Origin of the sequence: Streptomyces sp. NPDC005492 (genome assembly GCF_040605995.1) — a bacterium.
Lineage (GTDB): Bacteria > Actinomycetota > Actinomycetes > Streptomycetales > Streptomycetaceae > Streptomyces.
In genome coordinates, this window is sequence record NZ_JBEXDX010000071.1 from 1 (window position 1) to 25,681 (window position 25,681).

General features: G+C 69.8%; 27 protein-coding genes and 5 pseudogenes. 18 read left to right on the forward strand and 14 right to left on the reverse strand.

The features are described 5' to 3' along the window. Window positions 1-96: 96 nt before the first annotated feature. The 4 genes and pseudogenes from ABZT04_RS43240 to ABZT04_RS43255 all read right to left on the reverse strand — a co-directional run. Window positions 97-573, reverse strand: a pseudogene (locus ABZT04_RS43240) (DDE-type integrase/transposase/recombinase); the annotation flags it as partial. 775 nt (window positions 574-1,348) lie between these two features. Continuing rightward, window positions 1,349-2,983, reverse strand: coding sequence for an ISAzo13 family transposase (locus ABZT04_RS43245; protein ID WP_356065479.1), 1,635 nt, complete (start codon window positions 2,981-2,983; stop codon window positions 1,349-1,351). 111 nt (window positions 2,984-3,094) lie between these two features. Beyond that, window positions 3,095-3,906 (reverse strand): annotated as a pseudogene (locus ABZT04_RS43250) (IS5 family transposase). A gap of 164 nt (window positions 3,907-4,070) precedes the next feature. Continuing rightward, window positions 4,071-4,319 (reverse strand): annotated as a pseudogene (locus tag ABZT04_RS43255) (TerD-family protein); the annotation flags it as partial. Here ABZT04_RS43255 and ABZT04_RS43260 point away from each other — a divergent pair. The 7 genes from ABZT04_RS43260 to ABZT04_RS43290 all read left to right on the forward strand — a co-directional run bounded on the left by ABZT04_RS43260 (window position 4,255) and on the right by ABZT04_RS43290 (window position 8,117). Beyond that, on the forward strand, window positions 4,255-4,410 hold the full coding sequence (locus ABZT04_RS43260) for a hypothetical protein (protein WP_356065486.1): 156 nt from the start codon (window positions 4,255-4,257) through the stop codon (window positions 4,408-4,410). The pseudogene ABZT04_RS43255 and the gene ABZT04_RS43260 sit on opposite strands and share 65 nt — an antisense overlap. A 175-nt stretch (window positions 4,411-4,585) precedes the next feature. Continuing rightward, window positions 4,586-5,047, forward strand: a complete 462-nt coding sequence (locus ABZT04_RS43265; protein WP_356065416.1) for a Fur family transcriptional regulator — start codon at window positions 4,586-4,588, stop codon at window positions 5,045-5,047. A gap of 8 nt (window positions 5,048-5,055) precedes the next feature. Further along, complete coding sequence (locus ABZT04_RS43270; RefSeq protein WP_356065419.1) at window positions 5,056-5,274, forward strand: hypothetical protein; 219 nt, start codon at window positions 5,056-5,058, stop codon at window positions 5,272-5,274. Window positions 5,275-5,283: 9 nt separating this feature from the next. Then, complete coding sequence (locus ABZT04_RS43275; protein ID WP_356065421.1) at window positions 5,284-6,315, forward strand: GTP-binding protein; 1,032 nt, start codon at window positions 5,284-5,286, stop codon at window positions 6,313-6,315. Then, a complete protein-coding gene (locus ABZT04_RS43280) occupies window positions 6,312-7,340 on the forward strand; it encodes a hypothetical protein (RefSeq protein ID WP_356065423.1) in 1,029 nt (342 codons plus the stop codon). The genes ABZT04_RS43275 and ABZT04_RS43280 overlap by 4 nt, the downstream gene beginning before the upstream one ends. Beyond that, window positions 7,337-7,744: a (2Fe-2S) ferredoxin domain-containing protein gene (locus ABZT04_RS43285; RefSeq protein WP_356065426.1), complete on the forward strand. Its 408-nt coding sequence runs from the start codon at window positions 7,337-7,339 to the stop codon at window positions 7,742-7,744. Before ABZT04_RS43280 ends, ABZT04_RS43285 begins: the two co-directional genes overlap by 4 nt. 40 nt (window positions 7,745-7,784) lie before the next feature. Next, the gene (locus tag ABZT04_RS43290) at window positions 7,785-8,117 is read left to right on the forward strand and encodes a metalloregulator ArsR/SmtB family transcription factor (RefSeq protein ID WP_356065483.1); all 333 of its coding nucleotides are present in this window, start codon (window positions 7,785-7,787) and stop codon (window positions 8,115-8,117) included. A 59-nt stretch (window positions 8,118-8,176) separates the two neighbouring features. Here ABZT04_RS43290 and ABZT04_RS43295 read toward each other — a convergent pair whose 3' ends face one another. From ABZT04_RS43295 to ABZT04_RS43310, 4 genes are read right to left on the reverse strand one after another with little or no spacing between them, the layout of a single operon-like run. After that, entirely contained in the window at window positions 8,177-9,004 is an 828-nt protein-coding gene (locus tag ABZT04_RS43295; protein WP_356065428.1) for a metal ABC transporter permease, read from the reverse strand. Next, complete coding sequence (locus tag ABZT04_RS43300) at window positions 9,001-9,822, reverse strand: metal ABC transporter permease (protein ID WP_356065430.1); 822 nt, start codon at window positions 9,820-9,822, stop codon at window positions 9,001-9,003. The genes ABZT04_RS43295 and ABZT04_RS43300 overlap by 4 nt, the downstream gene beginning before the upstream one ends. Beyond that, a complete protein-coding gene (locus ABZT04_RS43305; RefSeq protein WP_356065432.1) occupies window positions 9,819-10,694 on the reverse strand; it encodes a metal ABC transporter ATP-binding protein in 876 nt (291 codons plus the stop codon). The genes ABZT04_RS43300 and ABZT04_RS43305 overlap by 4 nt, the downstream gene beginning before the upstream one ends. Beyond that, window positions 10,691-11,626 carry a zinc ABC transporter substrate-binding protein gene (locus ABZT04_RS43310; protein ID WP_356065434.1) on the reverse strand — a complete coding sequence of 312 codons (936 nt, stop codon included), beginning with the start codon at window positions 11,624-11,626 and terminating at the stop codon, window positions 10,691-10,693. The genes ABZT04_RS43305 and ABZT04_RS43310 overlap by 4 nt, the downstream gene beginning before the upstream one ends. Before the next feature lie 142 nt (window positions 11,627-11,768). Here ABZT04_RS43310 and rpmF point away from each other — a divergent pair, with 142 nt between their 5' ends. From rpmF to ABZT04_RS43325, 3 genes are read left to right on the forward strand one after another with little or no spacing between them, the layout of a single operon-like run. After that, window positions 11,769-11,939, forward strand: coding sequence for a 50S ribosomal protein L32 (rpmF, locus tag ABZT04_RS43315; RefSeq protein WP_356065438.1), 171 nt, complete (start codon window positions 11,769-11,771; stop codon window positions 11,937-11,939). Between the two features lie 4 nt (window positions 11,940-11,943). Then, the gene (locus ABZT04_RS43320) at window positions 11,944-13,125 is read left to right on the forward strand and encodes a GTP-binding protein (RefSeq protein WP_356065441.1); all 1,182 of its coding nucleotides are present in this window, start codon (window positions 11,944-11,946) and stop codon (window positions 13,123-13,125) included. Window positions 13,126-13,149: 24 nt separating this feature from the next. Next, window positions 13,150-13,710, forward strand: a complete 561-nt coding sequence (locus tag ABZT04_RS43325; protein WP_356065443.1) for a GNAT family N-acetyltransferase — start codon at window positions 13,150-13,152, stop codon at window positions 13,708-13,710. 15 nt (window positions 13,711-13,725) lie between these two features. On the opposite strand, the gene ABZT04_RS43330 is transcribed toward ABZT04_RS43325, so the two are convergent. From ABZT04_RS43330 to ABZT04_RS43345, 4 genes are all read right to left on the reverse strand, one after another. Beyond that, on the reverse strand, window positions 13,726-14,490 hold the full coding sequence (locus ABZT04_RS43330) for a class I SAM-dependent methyltransferase (protein WP_356065446.1): 765 nt from the start codon (window positions 14,488-14,490) through the stop codon (window positions 13,726-13,728). A gap of 87 nt (window positions 14,491-14,577) precedes the next feature. Further along, window positions 14,578-15,792, reverse strand: a complete 1,215-nt coding sequence (locus ABZT04_RS43335) for an aminotransferase class V-fold PLP-dependent enzyme (RefSeq protein ID WP_356065449.1) — start codon at window positions 15,790-15,792, stop codon at window positions 14,578-14,580. After that, on the reverse strand, window positions 15,789-17,126 hold the full coding sequence (locus ABZT04_RS43340) for a pyridoxal-phosphate dependent enzyme (RefSeq protein WP_356065452.1): 1,338 nt from the start codon (window positions 17,124-17,126) through the stop codon (window positions 15,789-15,791). The genes ABZT04_RS43335 and ABZT04_RS43340 overlap by 4 nt, the downstream gene beginning before the upstream one ends. Next, complete coding sequence (locus ABZT04_RS43345) at window positions 17,123-18,640, reverse strand: Y4yA family PLP-dependent enzyme (protein ID WP_356065454.1); 1,518 nt, start codon at window positions 18,638-18,640, stop codon at window positions 17,123-17,125. The genes ABZT04_RS43340 and ABZT04_RS43345 overlap by 4 nt, the downstream gene beginning before the upstream one ends. Before the next feature lie 216 nt (window positions 18,641-18,856). On the opposite strand from ABZT04_RS43345, the gene ABZT04_RS43350 reads away from it, so the two are divergent. Both ABZT04_RS43350 and ABZT04_RS43355 read left to right on the forward strand, forming a co-directional pair. Continuing rightward, a complete protein-coding gene (locus ABZT04_RS43350; RefSeq protein WP_356065457.1) occupies window positions 18,857-19,159 on the forward strand; it encodes a hypothetical protein in 303 nt (100 codons plus the stop codon). 64 nt (window positions 19,160-19,223) lie between these two features. Further along, window positions 19,224-19,544, forward strand: coding sequence for a metalloregulator ArsR/SmtB family transcription factor (locus ABZT04_RS43355; protein ID WP_356065460.1), 321 nt, complete (start codon window positions 19,224-19,226; stop codon window positions 19,542-19,544). Window positions 19,545-19,892: 348 nt separating this feature from the next. On the opposite strand, the gene ABZT04_RS43360 is transcribed toward ABZT04_RS43355, so the two are convergent. Then, window positions 19,893-20,060, reverse strand: a complete 168-nt coding sequence (locus tag ABZT04_RS43360; protein WP_356065463.1) for a hypothetical protein — start codon at window positions 20,058-20,060, stop codon at window positions 19,893-19,895. 266 nt (window positions 20,061-20,326) lie between these two features. Next, on the reverse strand, window positions 20,327-20,878 hold the full coding sequence (locus ABZT04_RS43365) for a hypothetical protein (protein ID WP_356065465.1): 552 nt from the start codon (window positions 20,876-20,878) through the stop codon (window positions 20,327-20,329). A gap of 63 nt (window positions 20,879-20,941) precedes the next feature. Here ABZT04_RS43365 and ABZT04_RS43370 point away from each other — a divergent pair, with 63 nt between their 5' ends. From ABZT04_RS43370 to ABZT04_RS43395, 6 genes and pseudogenes are all read left to right on the forward strand, one after another. Then, window positions 20,942-21,364, forward strand: coding sequence for a transcriptional repressor (locus ABZT04_RS43370; RefSeq protein ID WP_356065467.1), 423 nt, complete (start codon window positions 20,942-20,944; stop codon window positions 21,362-21,364). Window positions 21,365-21,504: 140 nt separating this feature from the next. Then, on the forward strand, window positions 21,505-22,449 hold the full coding sequence (locus ABZT04_RS43375) for a zinc ABC transporter substrate-binding protein (protein ID WP_356065470.1): 945 nt from the start codon (window positions 21,505-21,507) through the stop codon (window positions 22,447-22,449). Window positions 22,450-22,460: 11 nt separating this feature from the next. Then, entirely contained in the window at window positions 22,461-23,327 is an 867-nt protein-coding gene (locus tag ABZT04_RS43380; RefSeq protein ID WP_356065473.1) for a metal ABC transporter ATP-binding protein, read from the forward strand. Next, window positions 23,324-24,205: a metal ABC transporter permease gene (locus ABZT04_RS43385; RefSeq protein WP_356065476.1), complete on the forward strand. Its 882-nt coding sequence runs from the start codon at window positions 23,324-23,326 to the stop codon at window positions 24,203-24,205. Before ABZT04_RS43380 ends, ABZT04_RS43385 begins: the two co-directional genes overlap by 4 nt. 242 nt (window positions 24,206-24,447) lie before the next feature. After that, window positions 24,448-25,368 (forward strand): annotated as a pseudogene (locus tag ABZT04_RS43390) (permease). 37 nt (window positions 25,369-25,405) lie between these two features. Further along, a pseudogene (locus tag ABZT04_RS43395) lies at window positions 25,406-25,671 on the forward strand (hypothetical protein); the annotation flags it as partial. Window positions 25,672-25,681: the final 10 nt, after the last annotated feature.

The following is a 25,681-nucleotide window of genomic DNA, read 5'->3' on the forward strand; positions in this document are numbered from 1 at the left end:
ACCCCTTCACGCACCCCTGACCAGCAGGATCCGTCTCTCCGCCTGCCTCCGACCGAGTGATCGACGCAAACTCCCTCGAATTGAGCAACAGGGTCCCTCGATGTACTCGAAGATCGCGTTCGCCAACTCGACCCGGGTCTTCCACCGCTTGCGGTTGAGCAGCTCGATCTGCATCGAGGACCAGAACGACTCCATCATCGCGTTGTCCAGGCCGTCCCCGACCATGCCGAACGATGGCAGGAGCCCGGCGGAGCGGATCCTTTCCCCGAAGACCCAGGAGGTGAACTGGGTGCCGTGATCGGCGTGGACTATCCCGCCCGGTTCGGGGCGCCGGTTGCGGAGGGCCATGTCCAGCGCGTTGACCACGAGGGTGGCGTCCTGTCTGGAGTCGATCGACCAGCCCACTATCTTGCGGCTGAACGCGTCCAGGACCGCCGCGCAGTACACCCACCCTTCTCTGGTGCGGTGTTGCGTGATGTCGGACGCCCCAGCAGAAGGGACCAAGTGACCGCCGAGGTGCTGTCGAGTGCCCGCGGTAGAGACGCCCTCGCTCCATCGACGTACGCACGCCGGACTTCACCAGGCTCCATAGAGCCGGATTTGCGACCAGGACCTCGGCGTCCATCTCGATCCGGCCCCCGTCGGCATCCCGCGGCACCAAGCTTCACGCCCCACTGCACGCCCAGCGCACGCAGACGAGTCGGTCGGTGCGAACCGCATGCTCACGCCCCAGCCGGCACGACCTCAGCCGTCCCGGCCCGGCCACTACACGCGGGAACGAGGAGCAAGAAACAACAGCACGCCCAGAACGTCCCAGACAGTCGCCCGACCCGCGTCCAGCGTTCCGGCACACGCTTCGAGGGCGAACAGCATCCCCAAGAGCACCGCCGAACGTCGTCGCCCCGATGCCCCGTGCGCTCGCCTCCAGAATCGCCTCCGCCCGGTCCGGAGGCCGGGAGATCAGATCGCCCCGGCCGTTCCACACCGACACCCGCGTCCCTCCGGGGCATGGAGAGACACCCTGGTCCGACCGGTGCGGGTGTGACCGTCCAGAGTCGTCCACTGGACCTCCGCCCGGGCTCGCCGGTCGTCCGGCCGCGAGATCGCCGCATCCTTCGCGTTGCCGGCCAGCACCGCCGCGACCTCCCGGCTGCCGGACCGCTCCCCCTCGAAGCTCCGCTCCGCCACCAGCGCCGCACGAGGCCCACGGTCTTTCCGCCCACCACGCCGAGAATCCACGCGCCGAGCCGCAACCAGGCTTCGACGAGATCGACCGTCCGCCGTGCGAACCTCCCCGCCATCAACCGAGACCTTTCAAGCACGCCAGCGCCTTAGGGCTTGCCGGGAATCAACACGGCGGTTTGATCTTGGTTTTGTCAGGGTCGAGGAAGCTGGCGACGTCTTCCCGTGTGCGGAAACGGGCTGTTGAGGCCGGGAGATGAACACCCTGGGCTTCCAGGAGCGGGCGGACGTCTTTCACTGCGCGGCTGATGGTCATGGCGGTGGTGTTGAAGAGCTGGCCCAGGAGCTCCATGGTCGCGAGTTTGCGCAGATGGAGCACGGTGACCAGGACCCGGTCGGCTGAGGCGAGCTTGGCTTTGGCGCCTGCGCCAGGGGCCACCAGGCGCTCGTGGCCCCGACGTGTGCGGAGCACGTGCTCGCGTTGAACCTCCATCGCTGGAGTCAACGAGTCGATGAGCTCGCTGAGCTGCCGGCGGGGCATCCCGGTCAATTCCGGGTCCTGCAGCGAACGTGGCGTGAGGCGAGACGCTCTGTCCGCCAGGGTCTCGTCCGCTGTGCTGCCGGTGGTCGCCGCGTCCATCGGACGCTGGGGGTGGAGGGTGTAGTTCCAGTCGCCGTGGAAGCGATGGCGGGTGATGGGCAGGGCGGCGATCTCGTCGTCGCTGACGCGGATGCCGGTGGGGTACTCACCGCTGTCGAGTTCGGCATGGACGGTGAGGCCGGTGCGGCTGGTGGTCGCGGCGATGGTCTGGAGCATGACTTCATGGCTGGTCAGGGGCCTGCCGCGCCAGTTCATGGTGATGTGGGAGAACAACCGGTGCTCGATCTTGTTCCACTTCGAGGTGCCGGGCGGCAGGTGACACACCGTGATCTCCAGGCCGGTCTCGGCGGCGAGGTCGGCGAGCTGGGTCTTCCAGCCGCGGGTGCGGTAGCCGTTGGAGCCCCCGCCGTCGGCGGTGATCAGCAGCCGGCGGGCACGGGGGTAGTCGTGCCGACCGACCGCCTGCCACCAGCGCCGGATCGAGGCGACGGCAAACGCCGCGGTGTCGTGATCGGTGCCGATGCTGACCCAGCCGGCGTTCGCCGCCATGTCATAGATCCCGTACGGAATCGCCTTCTCGGCCTGGCCGGGGAAGTCGTGCGTCTTGACCTTCACGGGCTGTCCTGCGGGCCGCCATTCGTGCCCGGCGTTCTTGTAGTCGCCGATCAGCTCCTTCTTCTTGCTGTCCACGCTGATCACTGGGTCACCGGCGTCCCTGTGGTCTCGTGCCTGCTCGTTGAGGTAGCGGAACTGGGAGTCCCGGTCGGGGTGCTGAGCACCCTCGATGGTCTTGGCGTTGGCCTGCAGACTGAAGCCTTCCTCCCGCAGCAGGCCGGCGACCGTGTCGGCGGAGACCCAGTGGCCCTGCCGGGTCAGCTCCGCTGCCAGCTTGCGGGTCGACTTCGTCGTCCATCGCAGCGGCGACATCGGGTCGCCCCGCTCGTCGGGCTCGACCAGCGCAAGTAGCGCCGGCCGCAGCCCCGGATCAAGGTCCACAGCCTTCTTCCGGCCCCCACCAGGACGGCGGACCCTCCCCAACAGAGCCTGACCGGACTCCAGTTCAGCCGCTCCGCGCGAGACCGTGCCCTCCCGAACCCCGGCCGCGGCAGCGACGAGCCTGATCCCACCATGCCCCAGCGACAGCGCTTCCGCCCCTATGGCCAGCCGACGCTGACGTTCGTCCAGGTGCGGCAACAGCATCTGGAACTTCGCAGCCAGGACGGCCTCGATCCCCTCCGGTCTCCCCATACCAGAGCAACGAGTCCCGCAGCTGGAAGCCACGACTTGTTTCCCGGCAAGCCCTTACAACGGCTAACACAATGAGCCGAGTTGTCGGTGGGTGATGAGACAGCAGGCAAGTTTGAGGAACGCTTCGTGGATGTCGGCTCTGCGTTCCCAGCGGATACGCAGCCGGCGGAAGCCGTGGAGCCAGGCGAAGGTCCGCTCGACCACCCACCGGTAAGTACCCAACCCCGTGCCGTGCCGGGTGCCACGTCTGGCGATGGCGGGCACGATGCCGCGATCGCGGACCTGGTCGCGGTAGACGTCGTGGTCGTAGCCCCGGTCGGCGAAGAGCGAGTCAGGCTTGCGGCGGGGCCGGCCAACTCGGCCGCGGACGGGCGGGATTGCATCGAGCAGCGGGATCAACTGGGTGACGTCGTTGCGGTTGCCGCCGGTCAGCAGGACTGCGAGCGGGGTGCCGTGCCCGTCGGTGATCACGTGGTGCTTCGAGCCTGCCCGGCCCCGGTCGACCGGCGACGGCCCCGTGTGCTGCCCCCTTTTAAGGCACGGACGTGGGAGGAGTCGACCACGCAGCGGGACCAGTCCAGGCGCGAGGCCGCGTTCAACTCGGCCAGCAGGACCTCGTGCAGCCGCTGCCAGACACCGGCCTCGTTCCAGTCCCGCAGCCGCCGCCAGCACGTCATGCCCGAGCCGAAGCCCAAATCCTGCGGCAGGTACTCCCACTGGATACCGGTGTGCAGCACGTACAGGATCCCGCACAGCACCTCGCGGTCCGGCAACGCTTTGCGGCCGGGATACCGGAACCTGCGTGCGCGCTGCGGCAGCAACGGCTCCAGACGGTCCCACAGCTCATCCGACACGATCCACGGCGATGTCCCCACATCCAGCCGAACGCTCAACTACCGCCCCAGACACGGCCGTCAGGACCGATCCACCTCTTTGTGTTAGCCGTTGTTAGTCCAGTGTTCTCCCCGACAGGGCGACAGCACGCACGAGGCAGGAGGTACGGGTGCGGCGAGTGATCGGACGGAGCTCTGGGCCCGCGTCACTGCCGGACGCTGCCCATCTCCGTGGCGAAGAGCACCGGGTCGCTGTCGAACCCGCGCACCATCTCGTGGAACTCCCAGGCTCCGGACACGTCCCGGGTGAACTCGGCGACCGTCGCGGCCGTGGCGTCGGCGACGCCCGCGAAGTCGTCGGTCAGCAGCTGCCGGTATAGCACCCCGGCGTTGGCTATGTCACCGAACGTGCGGGGGCCGCTGTCCTGGTGGATGGCCACCCCGACCACCACCCGCCAGACCCTGTACCACGTTGAGCACCTGCGCCTCGGGCTGCGCGACACCACCGCGGCCACCGGCGCCGACACCGCTGCAGCACTGGGCTGACCAGCCGCGCGGACGGTTCTCCCGATCCCACTCCCAAACACACGCTCACGCTCACGCTCACGCAGGGACCGAAAACACCTCGACACATGACTCGACGTTCATGTGGACATGAATTTCATTTCCATCTAAGTTGAGGGGGTACCGATCCCGCGAGTGCTACTGGGGGTGATCTGCCGTGGGCGGCCGCACGACCCGGCAACGCAGAGCGGTGCTACGTGCGCTCGCGGTCTGCCCGGACTTCGTGTCGGCGCAGGACCTGTACGCCCGGTTGGTCGCCGACGCCCACTCGATCGGCCTCACCACCGTCTACCGGGCACTGCGTGAACTGGAGGCCGGGGGCGGTCTCGACGTCGTACGCGACGACGAGGACGGACGGCTCTACCGGCTGCGCCCGGCCGATGGGCACCGCCACTACCTGATCTGCCGCTGCTGCGGACAAAGCCCTCCGGTGGACTCCGAGGTCGTCGAGGACTGGGCAGCGCGCATCGCCACCGACACCGGGTTCACCGCGGTGCGGCACACCGTCGAGCTCACCGGCCTCTGCACCGACTGCCACCTCACCGGGGACGAACAAGGAGAGCCACCATGCCACTTGGAGCCCGACAGCCGGGACCAACGCAGCAGCTACGCGCGCTGAAGGAGACCGTGCGCTGCCTGCTCGGCCTCGACGACGACACCGCCGTGATGGTCCGCCAACTCGCCTGCACCGAACCGGGCTGTCCCCCGCTGGAGACGGTCGTCGCCGTGCTCCCCATGGACGGCGAAGCCCGCCGCTGGACCCTGCACCGGGCCGCCGAGGAGATCACCGAGGACGACCTCCGGCGCGCCCTGCTCACCGACGAACACCACCAACAGGACCACTAGGAGCCCGACTTGACCACCCCGGAAACGCGCGAGGAGCACGAACCGCGCGACGAGCGCGTCCCCGTCACCGTACTGACCGGCTTCCTCGGCTCGGGCAAGACGACCTTGCTCAACCGCATCCTCACCGAGCAGCACGGTATGCGGATCGCCGTCATCGAGAACGAGTTCGGCGAGGTCGGCATCGACGACGCGCTCGTCCTCGACGCCGAGGAAGAGATCTTCGAAATGAACAACGGCTGCATCTGCTGCACCGTACGAGGAGATCTCATCCGCATCCTGGGCGCCCTGATGCGCCGCCGCGAGAAGTTCGACCACATCCTCATCGAGACCACCGGCCTCGCCGACCCGGCGCCCGTCGCGCAGACCTTCTTCATGGACGACGAGATCGCCGCCCAACTGCGCCTGGACGCCATCGTCACCCTCGTCGACGCCGCCCACGTGCTCCAGCACCTGGACGAGGTGAAGCCCGAGGGCGTGGAGAACGAGGCCGTAGAGCAGATCGCCTTCGCCGACCGGGTGGTGCTCAACAAGACCGACCTGGCCGACGACGAGACGATCCTGGAGGTCGTCCGCCGTATCCGCGCCATCAACCACGGCGTACGCGTCATCCCGGCCCGGCACGCCGAGGTCGATCTCCAACAGGTCCTGGACGTCGGCGCGTTCGACCTGGAGCGGGTCCTCGCCGACGACCCGTCCTTCCTCACCGAGACCGAGCACCAGCACGACCTGACCGTCACCTCGGTCGGCATCGACCTGCCCGGCGAGCTCGACGAGGACCGCCTCAACGCCTGGCTCGGCAACCTGCTGCGCACCAAGGGCGTCGACATCTTCCGCTCCAAGGGCATCCTCGCCATCGCCGGGGCACCGAAACAGTACGTCTTCCAGGGCGTGCACATGCTGCTGGACGGCGAGTTCGGACGGGACTGGCGGGACGGCGAGAAGCGGCGCAACAAGCTCGTCTTCATCGGCCGCAACCTCGACCGGGACGGCCTGGAGCGCGACTTCGCCGCCTGCCTCGCCACGGCGGGAGCGGTCGCGTGAGCGTCAGCAGCGTGGACACCGCACTCGCCTGGGACGTCTCCATCGACGACGCCCCGGTCGCGCTCAGCGCGCGCGGGGATCTGGTGGCGGTCGCGGGAGCCGAGGGCACGGTACGGGTCCTGGACGCCGCGTTCGGCGCCGAGATCGGGGCACTGGACCTCCCCGGCGGGGCGCTGCGCGTCGAACTCTCCCCGGACGCACAGCACTTGGCGGTCACCGGGCCCATGGGGTATGCCCTGTGGCGGCGTGCGGACGGCCGCACGACCGTCCGGGAATCCGGTGCCTGGTCCGCAGCCGCCGCCTGGGCGAACCATGAACGCGTCGCGGTCACCTCCGGCCGCCGTGCCCTCGTACTGAACGCGGACGGCGGGGAGTTGTGGCGTACTGAGCCCGCCGCGTCGACGGTCACCGACCTCGCGTGGCTGCGGCAAGGGCGGCGGCTGGCCGTGGCCGCGTACGGCGCGGTGCAGGGGTATGAGCGGCACACCGAGAAGGCCGTGGTCACGTACCCCTACGTCGGCTCGCACCTGGCGCTCGCCGTCGCACCGACCGGGAAGTGGATCTGCAGCGGCAACCAGGACGCGTCCATCCACATCTGGCGCACGCGCGATGGCAGTGAACTGACCATGTCCGGCTACCCGGAGAAGATCTCGCGGCTCGCGTTCGACGAGACCGGGTTCTGGCTGGCCGCCGACGGCGCGCCGGACGTGACGGTGTGGGACTTCGCCGACAAGGGTCCGGAGGGCACCGGGCCGCGCTCCCTGCGCTGCCACGAGACGGTCACCGCACTCGCCTGGCGGCCGGGTGCCGCCGGCCATCTCGCCAGCGGGGGCGACGACGGTGCGGTGGCACTGTGGCACGCCACCGCCGGTCCACCGCAGGCACGGCTGCAACCGGCGCGCACCCTCGAAGGAGACGGCGAGGCGGTCGCGGCGCTCGCCTGGGCCGGTCCCCATCTGCTGGTCAGCGCCCACCGGGACGGCCGTGTCCGCGCCCACCGCGTACCGTCCAGGACCGCTCTGTGAACCCCCGTACCGTGACGATCGGCGCCGCCCGGGACAGGCCCTGCACCCTCGTCGTCTGCCGGGGATGCTGCTGCGGCAACCCGCGCAAGTTCCCTGCCACCGACCACACTTGGCAGGTGGAGCGGCTGCGCGCCGGTGCCGCCGAGCACGGCTTCCACGTCCGCACGACGGACTGCCTCGGCCCCTGCGACCAGGCCAACGTCATCGTCGTCCAGCCCTCCGCGGCCGGCCGGCGGGCCGGGGGCCGGGCCACCTGGATCGGCTTCGCCATGGACGACGACTGCACGGAGGAGCTGCTGCGCTGGGCGGCCGAGGGCGGGCCCGGGGTCGCGGTGCCCCCGGTGGCACTGGAGTTGCAGTTCGTCCGTCCGCCGCGTGAGGCCCGGATCCGTGCACGCCGGTGACCCGGTCAAGGCCGACGAGGCCGTAGGCGGCCGCGACGTCATCGCGGCCGCCCGCCTCGACGAGGCCACGGCAACATCGGTGGCCGCCACGCTCCAGGCCCTGGCCACGCCCTCCCGGCTGTTGATCCTGATCGCCCTGCGGCAGGCGGACACGTCGGGCGTCTCCGTCACCGAACTCGCCGCCACCGTCGGCATGGAACAGTCCGCCGTCTCCCACCAACTGCGCCTGCTGCGGGCGTTGGGCCTGGTCACCGGCCGGCGCGAGGGCCGACGCGTCGTCTACCGCCTCTACGACGACCATGTCGCCCAGCTCCTCGACCAGGCCGTCCACCACATCGAACACCTGCGGGTCGGCATGCGCGATCCCGGCTGAACCGAGGCCGGACAGTCCGAACGCCGTTGTCCGCATGCGCGACTCACGCCGAGCCGACGTCACACCGCCGCACCCGGTCGAGGTCGAACGGCGATCACCGCCAGCGCGTACACGCCTGTCGCCGTCGCCAGGATGGCGAAGCTCGGCGGCAGCACCGGTACGGCATAGCTGAGGCCCAGCCCCGTCCACATCTCGGCGACGGCGAGTCCGGCCGACAACGCCAAGGCGCGGTAAGGGCGTTGGGTCAGGCGATGCGCTGCTCCCGCGGGCGCGGCGAGCAGGCCGAGCAGCAGCAGTGATCCGACCGCCTGGGTGGCCTGCGCGGTGCAGGCTCCGGCCAGGACGAGGAAGGCGATGCCGACAGCCCGTACGGGTACTCCGCGCACCGCCGCCACCGCCTCGTCGACCGAGGAGAACAGCAACGGGCGGGCCAGCAGCAGGACGGCCCCGCAGATCGCGGCGCCCGTCGCGGCAGTGGTCCACGCCTGGCTTCCCGACAGCCCGAAGATCGAGCCGAACAACACACTCACGCCCGCCGTACCGTGCGCGGCACCCCGCGAAGTCGTGTAGAGGGTGAGGAAGAAGGCGCCCAGGCCCAGCAGCCAGGAGAAGACACTGCCGATGGCCACGTCGTCGGCGCGTCCCCGCCGCCCGACCGCCCCGATCAGGACGGCCACGGCGATGGTGCCGGCGAACAGTCCCAGCCGCGGGTCCACCCCCGCCGCGAGGGCGCCCAAGGCACCCGTGAACGCGACATGGCCGAGCGCGTCGCCGGTGAAGACCTGGGCGCGCAGCACCAGGAAGTAGCCGACCAGCCCGGCGGCCGCCGCGATGCCGGTGCCCGCGAGCAGGGCATGCACGAAGAACGGATGCTCGAAGGCATTCATGCGAGCTTGCCTTCCACGAACCTTCCGAATCGGGTCAGCACGTACACGGCGAAGGCGAACGTCGTCACGTAGAACCCGATCGGATACGGCGAGTAGTACGCGGCCACCAGTGCGGCCCACACCGCCGCGACCGCGATCAGCACGGACAGCACGAGGCTCCTCACCGGTCGTGCGGTGAGTTGTTGAGCCGTCGCCGCCGGCATCACGAGCAGCGCGAAGACGAGCAGGCTGCCGGTGATCTGGCTCGCGCCGGCCGTGGCCAGGCCCAGCAGGACCAGGAACGCCGCCGACAGCGCCCGTACCGGAACGCGCCCTGCCACGGCGACCGCCTCGTCGACCGAGGCGAACAGCAACGGCCGACCGATCACCGCCAGCACGCCCAGCGCTACGGCCGCGATCACTGCCAGGGTCAGCACCTGCGCGTCCGTGATCCCCAGGAAGCTGCCGAACAACAGGGAGTTGACCCCGCCGAGAAAGCCCTTGTACAGGGCGACGAAGAGATACCCGCAGGCCAGCAGGAACGCCTGCACGGTTCCGGTCAGCGCGGCGTCCTGTCCGGCCTCGCGCCGGGACACGGATGCCAGGACCAGGGCCGCGCCCACGCAGAACGCGAAGTAGCCGAAGACCGCGCTGATCCCGAGCAGCGTGGCGAACGCGGCGCCGGGGAAGCTCACCATCGCGAGGGTGTGGCCTGCGAAGCTCTGCCGCCGCAGGACCATGAACCAGCCCATGACGGCGGCCAGTACGGCCACGATCGTGCCGGCGCGGAAGGCGTTGACCATGAACGGGTACTCCCACATTTCACGGATGACGGTCACGAGGCGTGCCGATCACTGTGCACGGCGGGCGGTTCCGGGGAGCCCACCACGACCAGCCGTCCGTCCGTCGCGCGCAGGACCTCCACGGGCGCCCCGTACAGCCGGGTCAGCGTCTGCGTCGTGATGACCGCCTCGGGCCGCCCGGCAGCAACCCCGCCTCCCGCGATGTACACGACACGGTCGAGCCAGGGCAGGATCGGATTCACGTCGTGGGCGACCATCACCACGCTCGTCCCGCGCTCCCGGCAGATCCGGCCGACCAGCGCGGCGACAGCGCCCTGGTGCGAGAGGTCGAGGCTGTCGAGCGGCTCGTCAAGGAGCAGCAACTTCGGTCCACGTACGAGGGCTTGGGCGATCAGCAGCCGTTGCTGCTCGCCGCCCGAGCAGGCGCCGATCGGCCGGTGCCCGTACGAGGTGGCGCCTACCAACTCGATTGCTTCCGCGACCCGTTCGTCCTGCTCACGCCGACGTGCGCTGAAGCGGGCAGGCAGAGGCAACGGGACGCCCCAGCGGTTGCCGTCCAGACCGAGACGCACAATGTCGACGCCGCGAATCCTGAGCGACGCGTCGAAGCTGCGACGCTGGGGCAGATAGCCCACGCGATCACCGGTCCGGCCGGGCACCCCGCCCAGCACCCGCACCTCGCCCGCGGCGGGCGGCACCATCCCGAGCACCATCTTCACCAGGGTCGACTTGCCGGCCCCGTTCGGGCCGAGCACCGCCACGAACTCCCCCGCGCCGACCGTGAGATCCACGCCAGACCACAGGGTTCGCCCGCCCACCCGCGCCGCCACGCCCCGCAGGGAGACCACCGGCGCGTCCGCACCCGACCGCTGCGTCGGCACGAGTGCCCCTACGGCATCGAAGCTCATCGACTGCCCGCCGCCTCGGTCAGCGCCGCCTTCAGCGCGTTCAACTGCCGTACCTGCCAGTCCTGGAAGGACGCCGTGGCCGGGGTGGGCGTCTCAGTGACGGTGACCACCGGAATGCCCGCCGCCTTGGCCGCCTTGACCTGGGCCTGCACATCCGAGGTGGAGTTCTGGCTGTTGTAGACGTAGACCCTGATCTTCCTGCCCTCGATCTGTCCGTCGATCGTGGACTTGTCCCTGGCCGTCGGGTCCGTGCCCTCGCTGATCGCGTCGAGGAAGGACTCGGGCGTCAGCATCTTCAGGCCGAGGCCGTCGGCGAGCGGCGTGACGATGGACTCCGAGGCGCCGATGGGGGTGTCGGCGTAGGTCTTCCTGATGCTCGATATGAGCTGGTTGTAGGGCGCGAGGGTCGTGTTCTCGAAGGTCTTGGCGCGGGCGTCGAAGTACGGGGAGCGGTCCGGGTCGATCTTCTTGTAGTCGGCGGTGATCTTCTCGATGACCTGGTGGACGTCGTCCGGGGAGAACCAGCGGTGCGGGTTGTCACCGGGCTTGAGTCCGACCAGGTCGCCGACCTTCAACTCGGTGCGGCCGGCGTCCGGGTTGGCGGCGAGCAGCTTGTCGGCCCAGGCGTCGTAGCCGATGCCGTTGACGATGGCGTAGCGGGCGGTGGCGACCTTGCGGCCGTCGGCGGCGGTGGGCTCGTAGTCGTGCGGGTCGGCGTTCGGGTTACTGATGACGCTGGTGACCTTCACATGGCTGCCACCGAGCTGCTGGGCGATGGAGCCCCAGAAGTTCTCCGCGGCCACCACCTGGATCGGGCCGTCGGACGACGTGGCGGTGTCCGAGGAGGCCGCCGTGGAGCAGGCACTCGCACCGGCACTCAGCAGGAGGGCCGTGAGGACGGCGACGGAACGACGGGGGAGGGCGGGTCGCATGACAGGAGTCTCCTTCGGGAGAGACGTAATTGAAAATGATTGTCATGACCATACTTCAGCGAGCACCTCCTCGTCATTAGTAATGGGATCCATTTTCATGTAGCGTTTGGCCCCGCCCACCAGCCCGTCCAGGAGGACTCCCATGGCCGTGCCCAAACGCAAGATGTCCCGCAGCAACACCCGTCACCGCCGGGCCCAATGGAAGGCAACCCCGGCGCAGTTGACACCGGTCACCATCGACGGCGTCCCGTACCTGGTGCCGCAGCGGCTGGCCAAGGCGTACGAGCGCGGGCTGCTGCGCCCCGAGGGCTGAGCCCGTGCCGTACGACCGGCCCGAGCGGCTGCCCGTCACCGTCCTGTCCGGCTTCCTCGGCGCCGGCAAGACCACTCTGCTCAACCATGTCCTCGGCAACCGTGAGGGCCTGCGCGTCGCCGTCATCGTCAACGACATGAGCGAGGTCAACATCGACGCCGCCCTGGTGCGCGGCGGCGAGGCCGCCCTGTCGCGCACCGAGGAGCGGCTGGTCGAGATGACCAACGGGTGCATCTGCTGCACCCTGCGCGACGATCTGCTGGAGGAGGTCGAACGCCTCGCCCTCGAGGGCCGTTTCGACTACCTCCTCATCGAGTCGTCCGGCATCTCCGAACCCATGCCGGTGGCCGCCACCTTCGCCTTCGCGCGCGACGACGGGGCGACGCTGGACGACCTCGCCCGCCTCGACACCATGGTCACCGTCGTCGACGCGGCGAACTTCCTGGCCGAACTGGCAAGCGGAGACGAGCTGGTCGAGCGCGGCCTGGACCAGTACGAGGACGACGAACGCACCGTCAGCGACCTGCTGATGGACCAGATCGAGTTCGCCGACGTGCTCGTACTCAACAAGCTCGACCTCGTCGACACGGAGACCGCCGACGAGCTTCGGGCGACGCTCAGCCGTCTCAACCCGGCCGCCCGTGTCGTCCCGGCCGTCCACGGCCGCGTCACGGTCGGCGACGTGCTCGGCACCCGGCTGTTCGACTTGGAGCGCGCCCAGCAGGCTCCCGGCTGGGTCAGGGAACTCAACGGCGACCATGTACCTGAGACGGAGGAGTACGGCATCTCGTCCACCGTCTTCCGCTCCGAACTGCCCTTCCACCCGGGCCGGTTGTGGACGTTCGTGACGGAGGAACTCGACAGCGGTGCCTATGGACGGGTCCTGCGGTCGAAGGGGTTCTTCACGCTGGCGAGCCGCCCGCACGTGACGGGTCTGTGGTCGCAGGCCGGCTCCGTCGCGCGCTTCGAGCCGTCCGCCGCTCGCGACACCGAAGGGCCTGACAGTCAGGAACTGGTCTTCATCGGCATCGACTTGAACCCGGCGGCACTGCAAGCCGCCCTGACCGACTGCCTCATGGCGGACGGCGAGAGCCTGCCACCGGTCGACCCGTTCCCCGCCTGGGACACCTACGGCATCGACGACACCTGCGAACACGAACAGCCCGCGCTCATGGCGGGAACCTGAGACCCGTCTGACAGGGTGATCGCCATGAAAGCGCACGTAACAGGGAAGCCGGCCGACCTCGCCCAGATCGTCCGGCCCCAGCAGATCACTCCCGGCCTCAGACGCGAACTGGTCGACTGCTGGACGGCGGTGACCAACGCGGGCGGGGCGGTCGTCGCCGCCAGTTTTCCCCTGCCGCCGGTGAGTCCGCGGGACGTCGAGCCCGAAGTCGACCGACTCATGCGCGGACTCGACCCTCATCGCGGCAGGATGCTCGTCGCCACCGTCGAGGGCGTCCTCGCGGGCTGGCTGCTTCTGCGTCGTGACCAGCATCCGCTCGTCGCGCACTGCGGCATGGTCAACCACGTCCAGACGCACCCGCGGTTCCGTGGGCTGGGCATCGGTGCGGCGCTGATGCGACGTGTTCCCGGTATCGCCCGCGACGAGATGGGCCTGGAACGGCTGGGGCTCACCGCGCGGAGCGGGATGAGCCTTGAGGTGTTCTACCGGAAGCTGGGCTGGACGGAGGTCGGGCGGTGGCCGGGGGCGCTGCGGGTGGCCCCCGGCGACGACCGCGACGACATCCTGATGAGCCTCGTCCTCTGACGGCGTCCAGGCGAGTCAGTCCTTGATCGCGACCAGTACGTGGCTGTCGCCGAACTGCCAGACGGGGGCGACATGGGCGAAGCCCGCCTGCCGCAGCAGTTCGATGTGGCGGGCGGCCGTCAGGTCGTACTCTCCGCCCCCTCCCTGGGACGCCATGCGCCGCTCCCGCTCGGTGAACAGGTCGGCCAGTTCGGGTTCCTGGGCCGCCGCCTTCCACCAGGACTGCCAGTCCTCGTGTGCGTGGGAGTGGGATCGCTCGGCCCGGCGGCGTCCCACGTGGGCGATGAGTTCGGAGCAGGGCGGGCCGGCCGCCGGGAAGTGGTCGCCGTTGACGAGGGCGCCGCCGGGGCGCAGGAGGGCGGCGAGGCGACGGTAGGTGCGCAGCAGGGTCGGCTCGGGGAGGTAGTGCAGGGCGGTGGTGGAGACGGCCACGTCCAGCGAGCGGTTCAGGGCGAGGGCTTCGGTCCAGTCGTCGGCACCGATCACGGTGTCGACGTAGCGAGCGGCGCCCGTGTGGTGGGTACGGCCGAGTTCCAGCAGCAGCGGATCCATGTCGACCGCGACGATCTCCGCGTCGGGCAGCCGTTCGGCGAGCCGCGCCGCCATCGAGCCGGGTCCGCAGCCGAGGTCCAGCAGAAGCGGCCGGGTACGGCCGGCCGTGATGTGCTCGACCACGTCGGCGATCACGGTGAACCGTTCCTCGCGGTCGACGGCGTAGCGCTGCTGTTGCCGCTCCCAGCGCTCCACCCAGTGCCTGGCCGTCTCCATGCTCACGCCCATCTGGCCGTGCCACCTCTTCCGTCACTCACCTGTACCGGACATGACCGAATCTACAGGTGGAAACGGTTTTCATTGATGCTTTGGGTGTCAGTCGAGTGACGCGAGCACGCTCAGCAGGCGGTCGATCTCCTCCTCCGTGTTGTACACGTGCAGGCTGACCCGCACCGAACCGTCCTTCTCGCTCGCCCCGGCCTGACAGAGGCTGTCCGCGCGCACCATGAAGCCGTGGCTGAACAGGATGAAGCCGAGGTCGTCAGAGGGAATGCCGTGATGCCGGAACGTGACGATGCCATGGCGCCGTTGCGCGGCGGGGAGCGTGGAGTGGGCGGCCAGGCTGGACTGGCAGCCCAGGATCTCGTACGAGGCGAGGTGCCCAAGGCCCTCGGTGAGCCGGGCGGTGAGGGCGCCGGTCCAGTGGGCGATCCGGTCGATGCCCGCCGCGTCCAGCCAGTCGAGGGCGGCTTCCAGCGAGGCGATGCCCACGGTGTTGGGGGTGCCCTGCCAGCCGTCCGGCTCGAACGCCGGGCCGCGCGCGTTGCGCGCCCAGACCGCGCCGGTGCCGGGCAGGGCCAGCGCCTTGTGCCCCGAGAAGACGACGAAATCGACGTCGAGCGCGAACTCGGCCACGGAGAGCGGGAGATGACCGACGCTCTGCGCGGCGTCCAGGCAGATCGGCACGTCCGGGCCGACGGCCGCGCGGAGGCGATGCACGTTCATGTCGCCGCCGTAGACATGGTGGATGTGGGTGGCGGCGACGAAACGAGTGCGCGGGCCGATGACCCGGTCCAGCGCCCGGTGGTCATAGTCCCCCGACTCGGCCTGATAAGGCAGTGCTCGTACGCGGATGTCGATCCCCCGCTCGGCCAGCAGCCGTTGGACCTCCAACCAGGGGTCGAGGTTCGCGCGGTGGTCGGCGAAGGGTACGAGGATCTCGTCGCCGTCGGTGAGGTGGGCGGGGAGCCAGTCGCGGGCTATGGTGCGCAGGCCCTCGGTGGTTCCGCTGGTGAAGTGGACGGCGGAGCGCCGCGGTTCGGGGTCGGCGAGGAACTCCTTCACCCGCCGTCGGGTCCGTTCCACCAGGTCCGTGGTGCGGTTGGCCCACGGGTAAGTGCCGCGCCCCGCATTGGCGTTGGCCGTCGTGAGATACGTGTGTACGGCGTCCAGCACGGCCTGCGGTTTCTGCGAGGTGGCCCCGCTGTCGAGGTAGGTCAGCTCAGGGTGGGCGGTGATGATCGGGAACTGCTCCCTCAACTCCCGCTGCCAGAGCGCCGGTTCAGCCTCCTGGGGCCGCACGACGCTCATTCCCGCACCAGCGGCGCGCCCGCGTCCCGCCAGGCGACGATCCCGCCGGCCAGGCTGCGGACGTCCGGATGTCCCATCCGGGTCAGCAGGGCCGCGTAGCGGGCGGACTTCTCCCCCACCGGACAGGCCAGCAGCACCGGCTGCGCCTTACTGAAGGGCAGCCCGGCGCGGACGAGTTCGTCGAAGATCTCGTCGACGATGTTGAGAGACCCTTCGATGTGCAGCGCGGCGTACGCGTGCGGACCGCGCAGGTCGACGACGAGCGGACGGGGCTCACCGCCGGCGATCCACGCCCGGGCTTCGACGGTGTCCACGACCGTTGCCGCTTCCTGGACTTCGGCCTCGGTGAGAGCGGCGGCGGAGTTCCCCCGGCGCGGCCGGCCGAGCAGCTCGGGGCGGCGCTGGCGTACGTAGCTCAGATAGCTCTCGGCGCGGTCGCAGACGATGAAGACCGCCGTGCGGCGCTCGTCCGAGTCCGCCAACTCCGCGTCCACGGACCGCAGATGGCGCACGGCGCCCAGGTAGGCGGCGCCGCCGGTCGGCCCGGACAGCAGTCCGCAGCGGCGGACGAGGGTGAGCATGCCGTCGATGGCCTCCTCGGAGGTGATCGACTCGATCGTGTCGTACGTCGCCGGGTCGAACAGGCCGACCTGGTGCACCTCGTCGATGGTGCGGATGCCGGGGATGAAGTCCGACTTGTGGGCGACCAGGCCGAGGACGCGTACGTCCGGGTCGTGCTCGCGCAGCACCCGGGCCACGCCGGTCGACGAACCGGCCGTACCGACACAGGCGATGAACCAGTCCGGGGCGCGGCCGTCCAGGTCCTTGATGATCTCCGGACCGGTACCGGCCGCGTGGGCCTCGGTGTTGAGCGGGTTGAAGTACTGGTCGGTGTGGAGGTAGGTGCTTCCCGGCTCGATCAGGGCCTGGTGGAAGCGGGTCAGCGGATCGTCCGTGTCGGTCGGGTCGAGACACTCGCTCTGCCCGGGCAACTCCTCGATCTCGGCGCCCAGCAGCAGGAGCAGTTCCTTGATCTCCGGCACCCGCATCCGGTTGGTGACGCTCTTGAAGCGCAGACCGTGCATTCCGGCGAGCAGGGCGAGGGCCTTGGCCGTGTTGCCGCTGGAGAGTTCCACGACCGTCTCGCCGTGTCCCGCGGCGGCTTCGAGGAGCGGACGGGCCATGTTCCAGGCGGGCCGGTCCTTGACCGAGCCGAAGGGGTTGAGCATCTCCAGTTTCGCGTACAGGTCGATGTGGCGCAGGCCGTGGGCGGCGGGGTCGATGCGCACCAAGGGTGTGTTGCCGATGGCTTCCGTGATGCTGTCGTACCTCATGACCAGGCTCCCTGGGGATGTGTGATCGGCCAGTACTCCTCGTCCAGGCACCAGCGCCAGGAGTCGCCTTCCCGTACGACGGCCACGGTGCGGGCGAGCGGCTGCCGTTGGGCGTGATGGGCGTGGAAGTCCATCGCGTAGCCCGCGGTGTTGGCGAAGGCGAGCAGGTCGCCGGCGCGCGGCAGCCGGGGCAGGAAGACCGTGCGGCGCGTGATCAGATCGGCTTCCAGGCACAGGTTGCCGACGAGATGCACCCCGACCGGGCCTTCCCTCTCCCCCTCCGCCTCGGCGCGGGGAAGCAGTACGGGATCGACGAGTACGCCGTGTTCCTCCAGGCTCACGTCCCCGGCGTTCATGCCTAGGCGCACCAGATACCCGGCCGAGCCCGAGCCCCCGCTCTCCTCCAGCCGCCGTACATCGACGACACGGGCCAGGGAGAGCCCGCACTGGTCGACCAGCGCCCGGCCCGGTTCGATGTACAGGTCGTACAGGTGCTCCAGAAGCAGGCCCCCCGACTGGCGGCCCGCCAAAGGCGCGGTCAGGGACAGGAGTTCGTCGAGGTAGCCGGGGCCGGCGGTCGGGCGGTACGCCGGGTAGAGGGCGGCGCTCCCGCGCACCGTGCCGCCCTCGTTACGGAGCCCGTAGCCGTGGCCACGCCAGGTCAGCGGCGGGCGCGTGCCGAGCACCGCCTCGCTCAGCGCGGTCGTGTAGCCCTCCCACTCGTCGGCGTCGGCGACGTAACCGACACCGAAGCCCCCGCCGATGTCGAGGACACGTGGCGAAAGACCACGGGCCCGGCACTCGTCCATGACGCTCACACAGCGTTCCAGGGCGCGGGCCTTCTCCGCCTGGGCGGTGGTGTCCAGGTGGTAGGCGACGCCGGTCAACTCGACGGCGTCACTGTGCCGTTCGACCGCGGACAGCAACTCGCCGACGTCGCCGACCGGGGAACCGAAGCGGCTCCGCCGGGACAGCACGCGCACACCCTGCGCGTCCCGCGCCGACTCGAACTCGGCCAGCCGCAGCAGGACATCGACGCGCGGCAGGCCGTACTTCCGTACTAACTCTGCCAGTTGGTCGAGTTCGCCGCGCGAGTCGACGTTCACCGTCACCCCGGTGCGGGCGGCCAGCCACAGGAACTCGGGGTCCTTCGGGCCGGTGGCCATGATCCGGTCCGGGGTGAAGCCGCACCCCAGGGCGTGTTGCAGCTCCCCCAGCGAGGCGACGTCGATGCCGACACCCGTCTGGTCGGCCGCCGCCAACCGCCGTACCAGCGCGCTGGATTGGTTCGCCTTGTGCGCGAAGTACACCCGCCCGGCAAGACGGTGCTCGCGGTAGACGGCACGGAACCGCTCAGCGTTCTCGGCGATCCGTTCCGGGAGCAGCACGTTGAGCGGTGAGCCGAGCGCGTCGACGAGCGAGCGCAGGAGCGGCCGGGCGTCGTCCAGGAGCGAACTGAGCGGTGGTTCCAGTCGTGGTCGCAGATACAGGGGCACTCCCACGACAGGCACCATCCCTTTCGGCCGCACCGGCCGAGCGCGGTTCAACAAGCGTCCGGACGTAATCATTTCCGCCTACAACAGTCATTAAGCGCCCACGATTCGACACACCCGACAGCCGACGCGACCCGGTCACCCAACACATGCGAGCATTGCTATATATTGATGTCGCCATGCATCAACTGCGGGCACCTTCCCCGAGCGACCCCAGAACACGACCAGGAGCATGAGATGACCAGCGCCACCGAGCACCGCACGCACGACGGCCACGCGCACGCCCACGGCGAGGGCTGCGGCCACGTCGCCATCCCGCATGGCGACCACACCGACTTCGCGCACGACGGCCACCTCCACCGCAGCCACGAGGGCCATGTCGACGAGTGCGCAAGCACCGGCCACGCCACCCACGCGGACCACGGCCACCAGCACGGCGAGGGCTGCGGACACGTCGCCGTGCCGCACGAGGACCACGTCGACTACGTGCACGACGGCCACCGCCACGCCTCACACGAGGGGCACTGGGACGACCACTGAGCGCTCCCGCACTCAACGGCCCGAACACGAACCGACAATCATTGCCACATGCTAATGTCTGCATGTGGCAACCATTCCCCCTCCCCCGGCACCCTCCGCGGACGAGCCGATACGCGCCCTACAGGCGGCCAGCGACCTCCTGAAAGCACTGGCCTCCCCGGTGCGCCTGGGCATCGTGCGCGAACTGTCCGAGGGCAAGAAGTACGTCCACGAACTGGTCGCCGCCCTCGGGGTGAGTCAGCCGCTGGTCTCCCAGCACCTCCGGATCCTGCGCACCTCGCGGATCGTGACCGCGCACCGGCAGGCCCGGGAGATCCAGTACGGCCTCACCGACGACCACGTCGCCCACATCGTGCTCGACGCCATCCGGCACGCGCAGGAGTAGCCCGGCACGCCTCGATCCGGTGGTGCCGGGCTCTTTTCGAGTCGAGAGCAGGCCGAGCCGACCATTGGGGCTTTTGCGCTTCCGGCAAGTTCCGATCCAACTCGGCTCCGTCGGTCCGGAGTTGAGCGAGCACGCGTACGTCTCTCCCGGACTTGCCCGCTTCCGGTACGCCCGTGACACGCACGCCCTGCGGATGTTGCGCGCCGGCGGCACGCGGAACGCCCTCTTCGCCGACGGCACGAGCGGCGTCACCACCTACGGCGCGGGCCTCTCGCATTCCGAGAACCGACTGCCCTTCGCCGTCGAGACTGATGGGCGTCGGGCCGATCAAGGCACGTACCTCCAGCCTCAGTTGAGGTGGGCGACCTGCCGCGGGGCGGGCCCCGCCCGCAGCCGGTCGGGCAGCGTGCCGTCGTCGGGCATTCCGGCCTTGAGCCAGACACCGACCGCCTCCGCGTCGGCCTCGGTGACGAGCGGACCGAGCCGGACGACGGTTCCCGCGGGCCTGCGGTCCACCCCGCACGGCTGGACGGCCGCATGCAGACCCCGGCCCCTACGACAGCGGAGAATCGCACCCAGGCAGCCGGTGGACACCATCACTCCATGAGGACAGCTCCGCACGGCGCGACGCAGGGCCTCCATCACGCGGTCCGGCACGGGATCGCATGACGAGCAGACGGCCAGAGTGAAAGGGCGGCTGACGGGACGGCTCCCACGGCCGCGCACGGACTCGACCACGCTCGTACCCTCCCCGCGAGATTTATTGAAAATGGTTTCCATTGTTATACCACGCCCGCGCGTGGCCGCCGAGCCCTGAACACCTCCTCTCCCGGCTGGACGATCCACGCGAGCGGCCAGCCACCGGATTTCCACGACTGCCGAGGCCGGCGTGGCACTTCGGACCGCGCGGCACGAGCATGGACGGCGAGAAGCACGGCAGACGCCAGCGTCGCGCTCGCGGTGACCACCCCGGACGCGTGCAGTCCGCGCACGAACCCGTCCGAGAAGTGCTCGGCGCCCATCCGGGTGCCGGAGCACGTGGCGACGATGAGGCCCAGTACTGCAACCCCCAGGGCCGTACCGACCCGCCGGCCGGCGCTGATACTCGCGGCGGCGAGTCCCGAGCGCCACACCGACAGGGCGGCCACGCCCGCGAGTTGGGCGGGGCCGATCGCGGCCCCGAGCACGACGGACACCGCTGACAGTGTCCCGACGCCTGTGTCCGCGTCGGCCAGGAGGAGGCCGCCGAGCCGGACGGCCGACACGGCATAGCCGACCGCCATCACCCGGGCGGGGTCGAACCGCGCGACCTGCCGGACAGAACCCATAGTCATGGAAATCATGTTCAACTAACCTTGCGCGACAGAAGGACATCCACGTCGCGGGAGGCATCCGTCATGCACGATTCGTCGGCCGCGGAGGTGCAGCCGGCCTGGCGGTCGACCTGGCAACGGAGCGCCGTACTGGGCGTGTTGCACGACTGCGCCGACTTCGTGTCCGCGAGGGAGCTGCACGCGGCACTGACGGCGGGCGGCTCCACGGTCGGGCTCACCACGGTGTACCGAACTCTCCGGACGCTGGAGCGCACCGGGCGCGTCGACGTCGTGAGGGAGAAAACCGGCGAGCGGCTCTACCGCACCCGGCCCGTCGACGGGCACCGCCACTACCTCGTCTGTCGTCGCTGCGGACTCAGCCGGGCCGTGGAGGCGGAGGCCGTCGAGCGCTGGGCGGACGACGTGGCCACCGCCACCGGGTTCGCCGAGGTCGAGCACACGGTGGAACTCACGGGGATCTGCGACCGGTGCCGTACACACCCGTAGGCACCCATAGACGCCCGTCAATTTTTGGCAACGATTGTCATATCGGTGATGACTAAGGATGGTCTTGACATTCATTCCCAACTAGCGTGGAAGCCACCAGGGTCCGATCGGGCGACCCGGCATGCGAAGAGGAACGATCCATGACTACGTCCCCGTCCCGCCGTCCCCTGGCGCTCATAGCCGGCGCCTCCCTTGCCCTGCTGGCAGGCTGCGGCAGCTCCTCGGACTCCGGAAGCGACGGGAGTTCGGCGTCGGACTCGGCCTCGTCCTCCACAGCCAAGATCACGGTGGTCGCCTCGACCAACGTCTGGGGCGACGTCGTCGAGCAGATAGGCGGCGACCACGTCGACGTCACCTCGATCATCAGCGACCCCGACCAGGACCCGCACTCCTACGAGGCCGACACCCAGAACCAGTTGACCCTCTCCAAGGCGAAGGTCGTCATCGAGAACGGCGGCGGCTACGACGACTTCGTCGACCGGATGCTGAAGAGCGGCAAGTCCTCCGCCGAGGTGATCAACGCCGTCAAGGTCTCGGGCAAGACCGCCCCGAAGGGCGGCGAACTCAACGAGCACGTCTGGTACGACTTCCCCACCGTCGCCAAGATCGCCGACAGCGTCGCCGCGGCTCTGGGCAAGGCCGATCCGGCGGACGCCGCCACCTTCACCAAGAACGCCTCAGCCTTCAAGGCCAAGCTCACAGCGCTGGAGGCGAAGGAAGCGCAGATCAAGAAGGAGCACGCCGGCGAGGGCATCGGCATCACGGAACCGGTACCGCTGTATATGACCACGGCCAGCGGCCTGGTCAACAAGACGCCCGAGGAGTTCAGCGCGGCCATCGAGGAAGGCAGCGACGTCTCCCCGAAGGTCCTCCAGGAAACCCTGGCCCTCTACAGCGACAAGCAGGTCAAGGCACTCGTCTACAACGCGCAGACCTCCGGCCCGCAGTCGGTCAAGGTCGAGAACGCGGCCAAGGCGGCCGGCATCCCCGCCGTGCCCGTGACCGAGACCCTCCCCAAGGGCAAGGACTACCTCGGCTGGATGACGTCCAACGTCGACGCGCTCGCGAGCGCGCTGGCCAAGTGAGGCGGGCGGCCGTGGCCCCCGTCCCGCAATCCCGACAGGGCGACAGCGGTACCGCGCCGGTGCTCAGCCTGCGCTCGGCCGCCGTGTCCTACGGCGAGCGTGTGGTGTGGCAGGGCCTCGATCTCGACGTACGTCCAGGGGAGTTCCTGGCCGTGCTCGGACCGAACGGCTCCGGCAAGACCAGCCTCGTACGAGCCCTGCTGGGCCGCCAACCGCTGTCCGCCGGAACGCTGACGGTCCTCGGCCGGCCCGCGCGCGAGGGCGGCCGGCACATCGGGTACGTCCCCCAGCAGGCGGCCCTGTCCGCGTACGCGATGCTGCGCGCCCGCGACCTCGTGCGGTTCGGGATCGACGGGCACCGCTTCGGGCCGAGGCTGCGCACGGGTGCCGCCCGCCGTCGGGTGGACGAGATCCTGGCGGCGGTCGGCGCCTCGGCCTACGCCGACGTCCCGCTCGGCCTGCTCTCCGGCGGCGAACGCCAGCGCGTACGCATCGGGCAGGCCCTGGCCACCGACCCGCGGATCCTGCTGTGCGACGAACCGCTGCTCTCCCTCGACCTCAACCACCAACGGGCGGTCACCGAACTCGTGGACGCCCGCCGCCGTGAACACGGCACCGCGGTGGTCTTCGTCACCCACGAGATCAACCCGATCCTGGGGCTGGTGGACCGGGTGCTGTACCTGGCGCGGGGCGGCCACCGGATCGGGACACCGGAGGAGGTGTTGACCTCCGAGTCGCTGTCGCAGCTCTACGGCACCCAGGTCGACGTCGTCCGCGTGCACGGCCGGATCGTGGTCGTCGGAGCGCCGGACGAGGTCGCCGCACCGCCCCACCACCCCGCCCAGGAAACCCACGAGACCGACGGAGTCCGCTCATGACGCTCGCCGACGGGATCTGGCAGCAGATCTTCGCCTTCGACAACTACGGCGAACTGCTGTCCCTGGTCCGCAACTCGCTCATCGTCGGCGCCTCACTCGGCCTGGTCGGGGGCCTGGCCGGGGTCTTCGTCATCATGCGCGACCTGCCCTTCGCGGTGCACGGCATCAGCGAACTCTCCTTCGCGGGCGCCTCCGCCGCCCTGCTGATGGGCGCCAACATCGTCGCAGGATCGATCGTCGGCTCACTCGTCGCAGCCGGCGCGATCGGCGTCCTGGGAGCACGCGCCCGGGACCGCAACTCGGTCATCGGCATCCTCATGCCGTTCGGCCTCGGGCTCGGCGTCCTCTTCCTCGCCCTCTACAAAGGCCGGGCCGCCAACAAGTTCGGCCTCCTCACCGGCCAGATCGTCGCCGTCGACACCCCGCAGATGACCTGGCTGCTCTCCACCTCCGCCCTGGTCCTCGTCGTCCTCGCGGTCATCTGGCGCCCGCTGGCCTTCGCCAGCGCCGACCCTGACGTCGCCGAGGCCCGCGGAGTGCCGGTGCGCTCACTGTCCTTCGCCTTCATGCTCGCCCTCGGCCTCACGGTCGCCCTGTCGGTACAGGTCGTCGGCGCGCTGCTGGTCCTCACCCTCGTCGTCACACCCGCGGCAGCCGCCGCCCGCGTCACCGCCTCACCGGTCCTGCTCCCCCTCCTCAGCGTCGCCTTCGCCGTGGCGTCGATCGAGGGCGGCATCCTGCTGGCCCTGGGCAGCAGCATCCCCATCAGCCCCTACGTCACCACCATCTCGTTCACCATCTACGTCATCTGCCGAGTAGCGGGCAACCGCCGCACCCGGCGATGGGGGGCCAGGACACCGAACCCGCAGCCTGCCTGAGCCTTCACCTCTCCGCGTGCCCAGATCCGCAACCAGTCATCTGAGTTCGCCGCTGGTGGCGCCACAGGGCCCCCTCCTTTGGGACCGTGCAGCCGTATGTCCGGCAACTTCGCGCTGGGCGGGGGCTGGCCGACGCACAGCGTCCGTCGCTGGTGTGCGGCGCGTCCGAGCTGTTGTACGGCGAAGCGAGTGGCGTGAGCGAGCAGGAGTACGTGGAGTGGCGAGGCGGGCTCGCTGACGTCATGCGTCTCGTCCTGCGGACGCTCGTGTATGTCGTCCTCGGCGGCTTCGCGATCGCCACGGTCTCCCGTGTCCTCGGCCCGGCGATCGCGCTCGACCTCTGCGCCCGCCGGTGGCTGCCTGGTGGACGGTCTTCACGGTCGTCGTCGTCCAAGGCGTCCCGTTCCTTCTGCTGGGCATGGTCGTGTCTGCGGCCATCGGTGCCTTCGGCCCCGAGCGTGTCGTCCACCGACTGCTACCGCGCAATCCGCGCTCGCCGCGCCCATCGGGCGCGGCCGGTGCGGTGCTGCCCGGCTTCGAGTGCGCGTCCGTGCCGGTGGCCGCCTTCCTGCTCTCCGCGCCCGCGATCAATCCGGTCGCCTGGTCGCCACGTCGATCGCGTTCCCCGGGCACCCGCTGATGGTGACGGGCCGGCTCGTGGCCTCCCGCGCCACGGCCGTCGTGATGAGCTGGCTGTGGGCGCGCTTCGAGCGCGAGGAGCCGCTGCGGCTCCCGAAGCTCGTAACACCGGATCCGGAGCCTTCCGGACGGGTGCCTCCACGACCGGTCTGCAGCACGACTTCCTGCACGCCGGAGCCTCCCTCATGCTCGCATCGGCAGCAGCGGCCATCTTCAACATCACGGTGCGACGCTCCGTCCTCGACGTCCTCACCGGATCCGCCTGGTTGTCGGTCCCACTGCTGGCGCTGCTCGCCGTGGTGCTGTGCGTGTGCAGCGAGGCCGACGCGTTCGTGGCCGCGTCGCTGAGCGGGTTCGCGCCGACCGCACGGCTGGCGTTCATAGTGGTCGGGCCGATGGTGGACCTGAAGCTGATCGCGCTTCAAGCGGGCACGTTCGGCCGGGCCTTCGCCGTCCGCTTCTCGTCGGTGACCTGGGTGGTCACCGTGGTGAGCAGTGTGCTCGTGGGGTGGTGGCTGCTGTGAGGCGACACGGGCCGGCCGTGCTGATGCTGCTGGTGGGCGCCGCAGTGCATTGAAGGCGATCGTGCGTTCCGCGGAAGCTCCGACAAGGACCGTGCCGCCTCCCAGCGGGAACTGCGCCGAGAGCCCCGCGACGCCAGTGCCACCCGCTTGCGCAACCGCGACTCCGTGGACGGCTGCCCCCGCGGTCACCTGCCGCGTTGGCCATCTCGCGTACGCGACCTGGTGAGACCGATGCGTGTTTCGCTCGCTCCGACGGCGATCGCCATGATGTTGCCGGCGAGCATGACGCCCTGCGCGCCGTAGGTGTGGAACG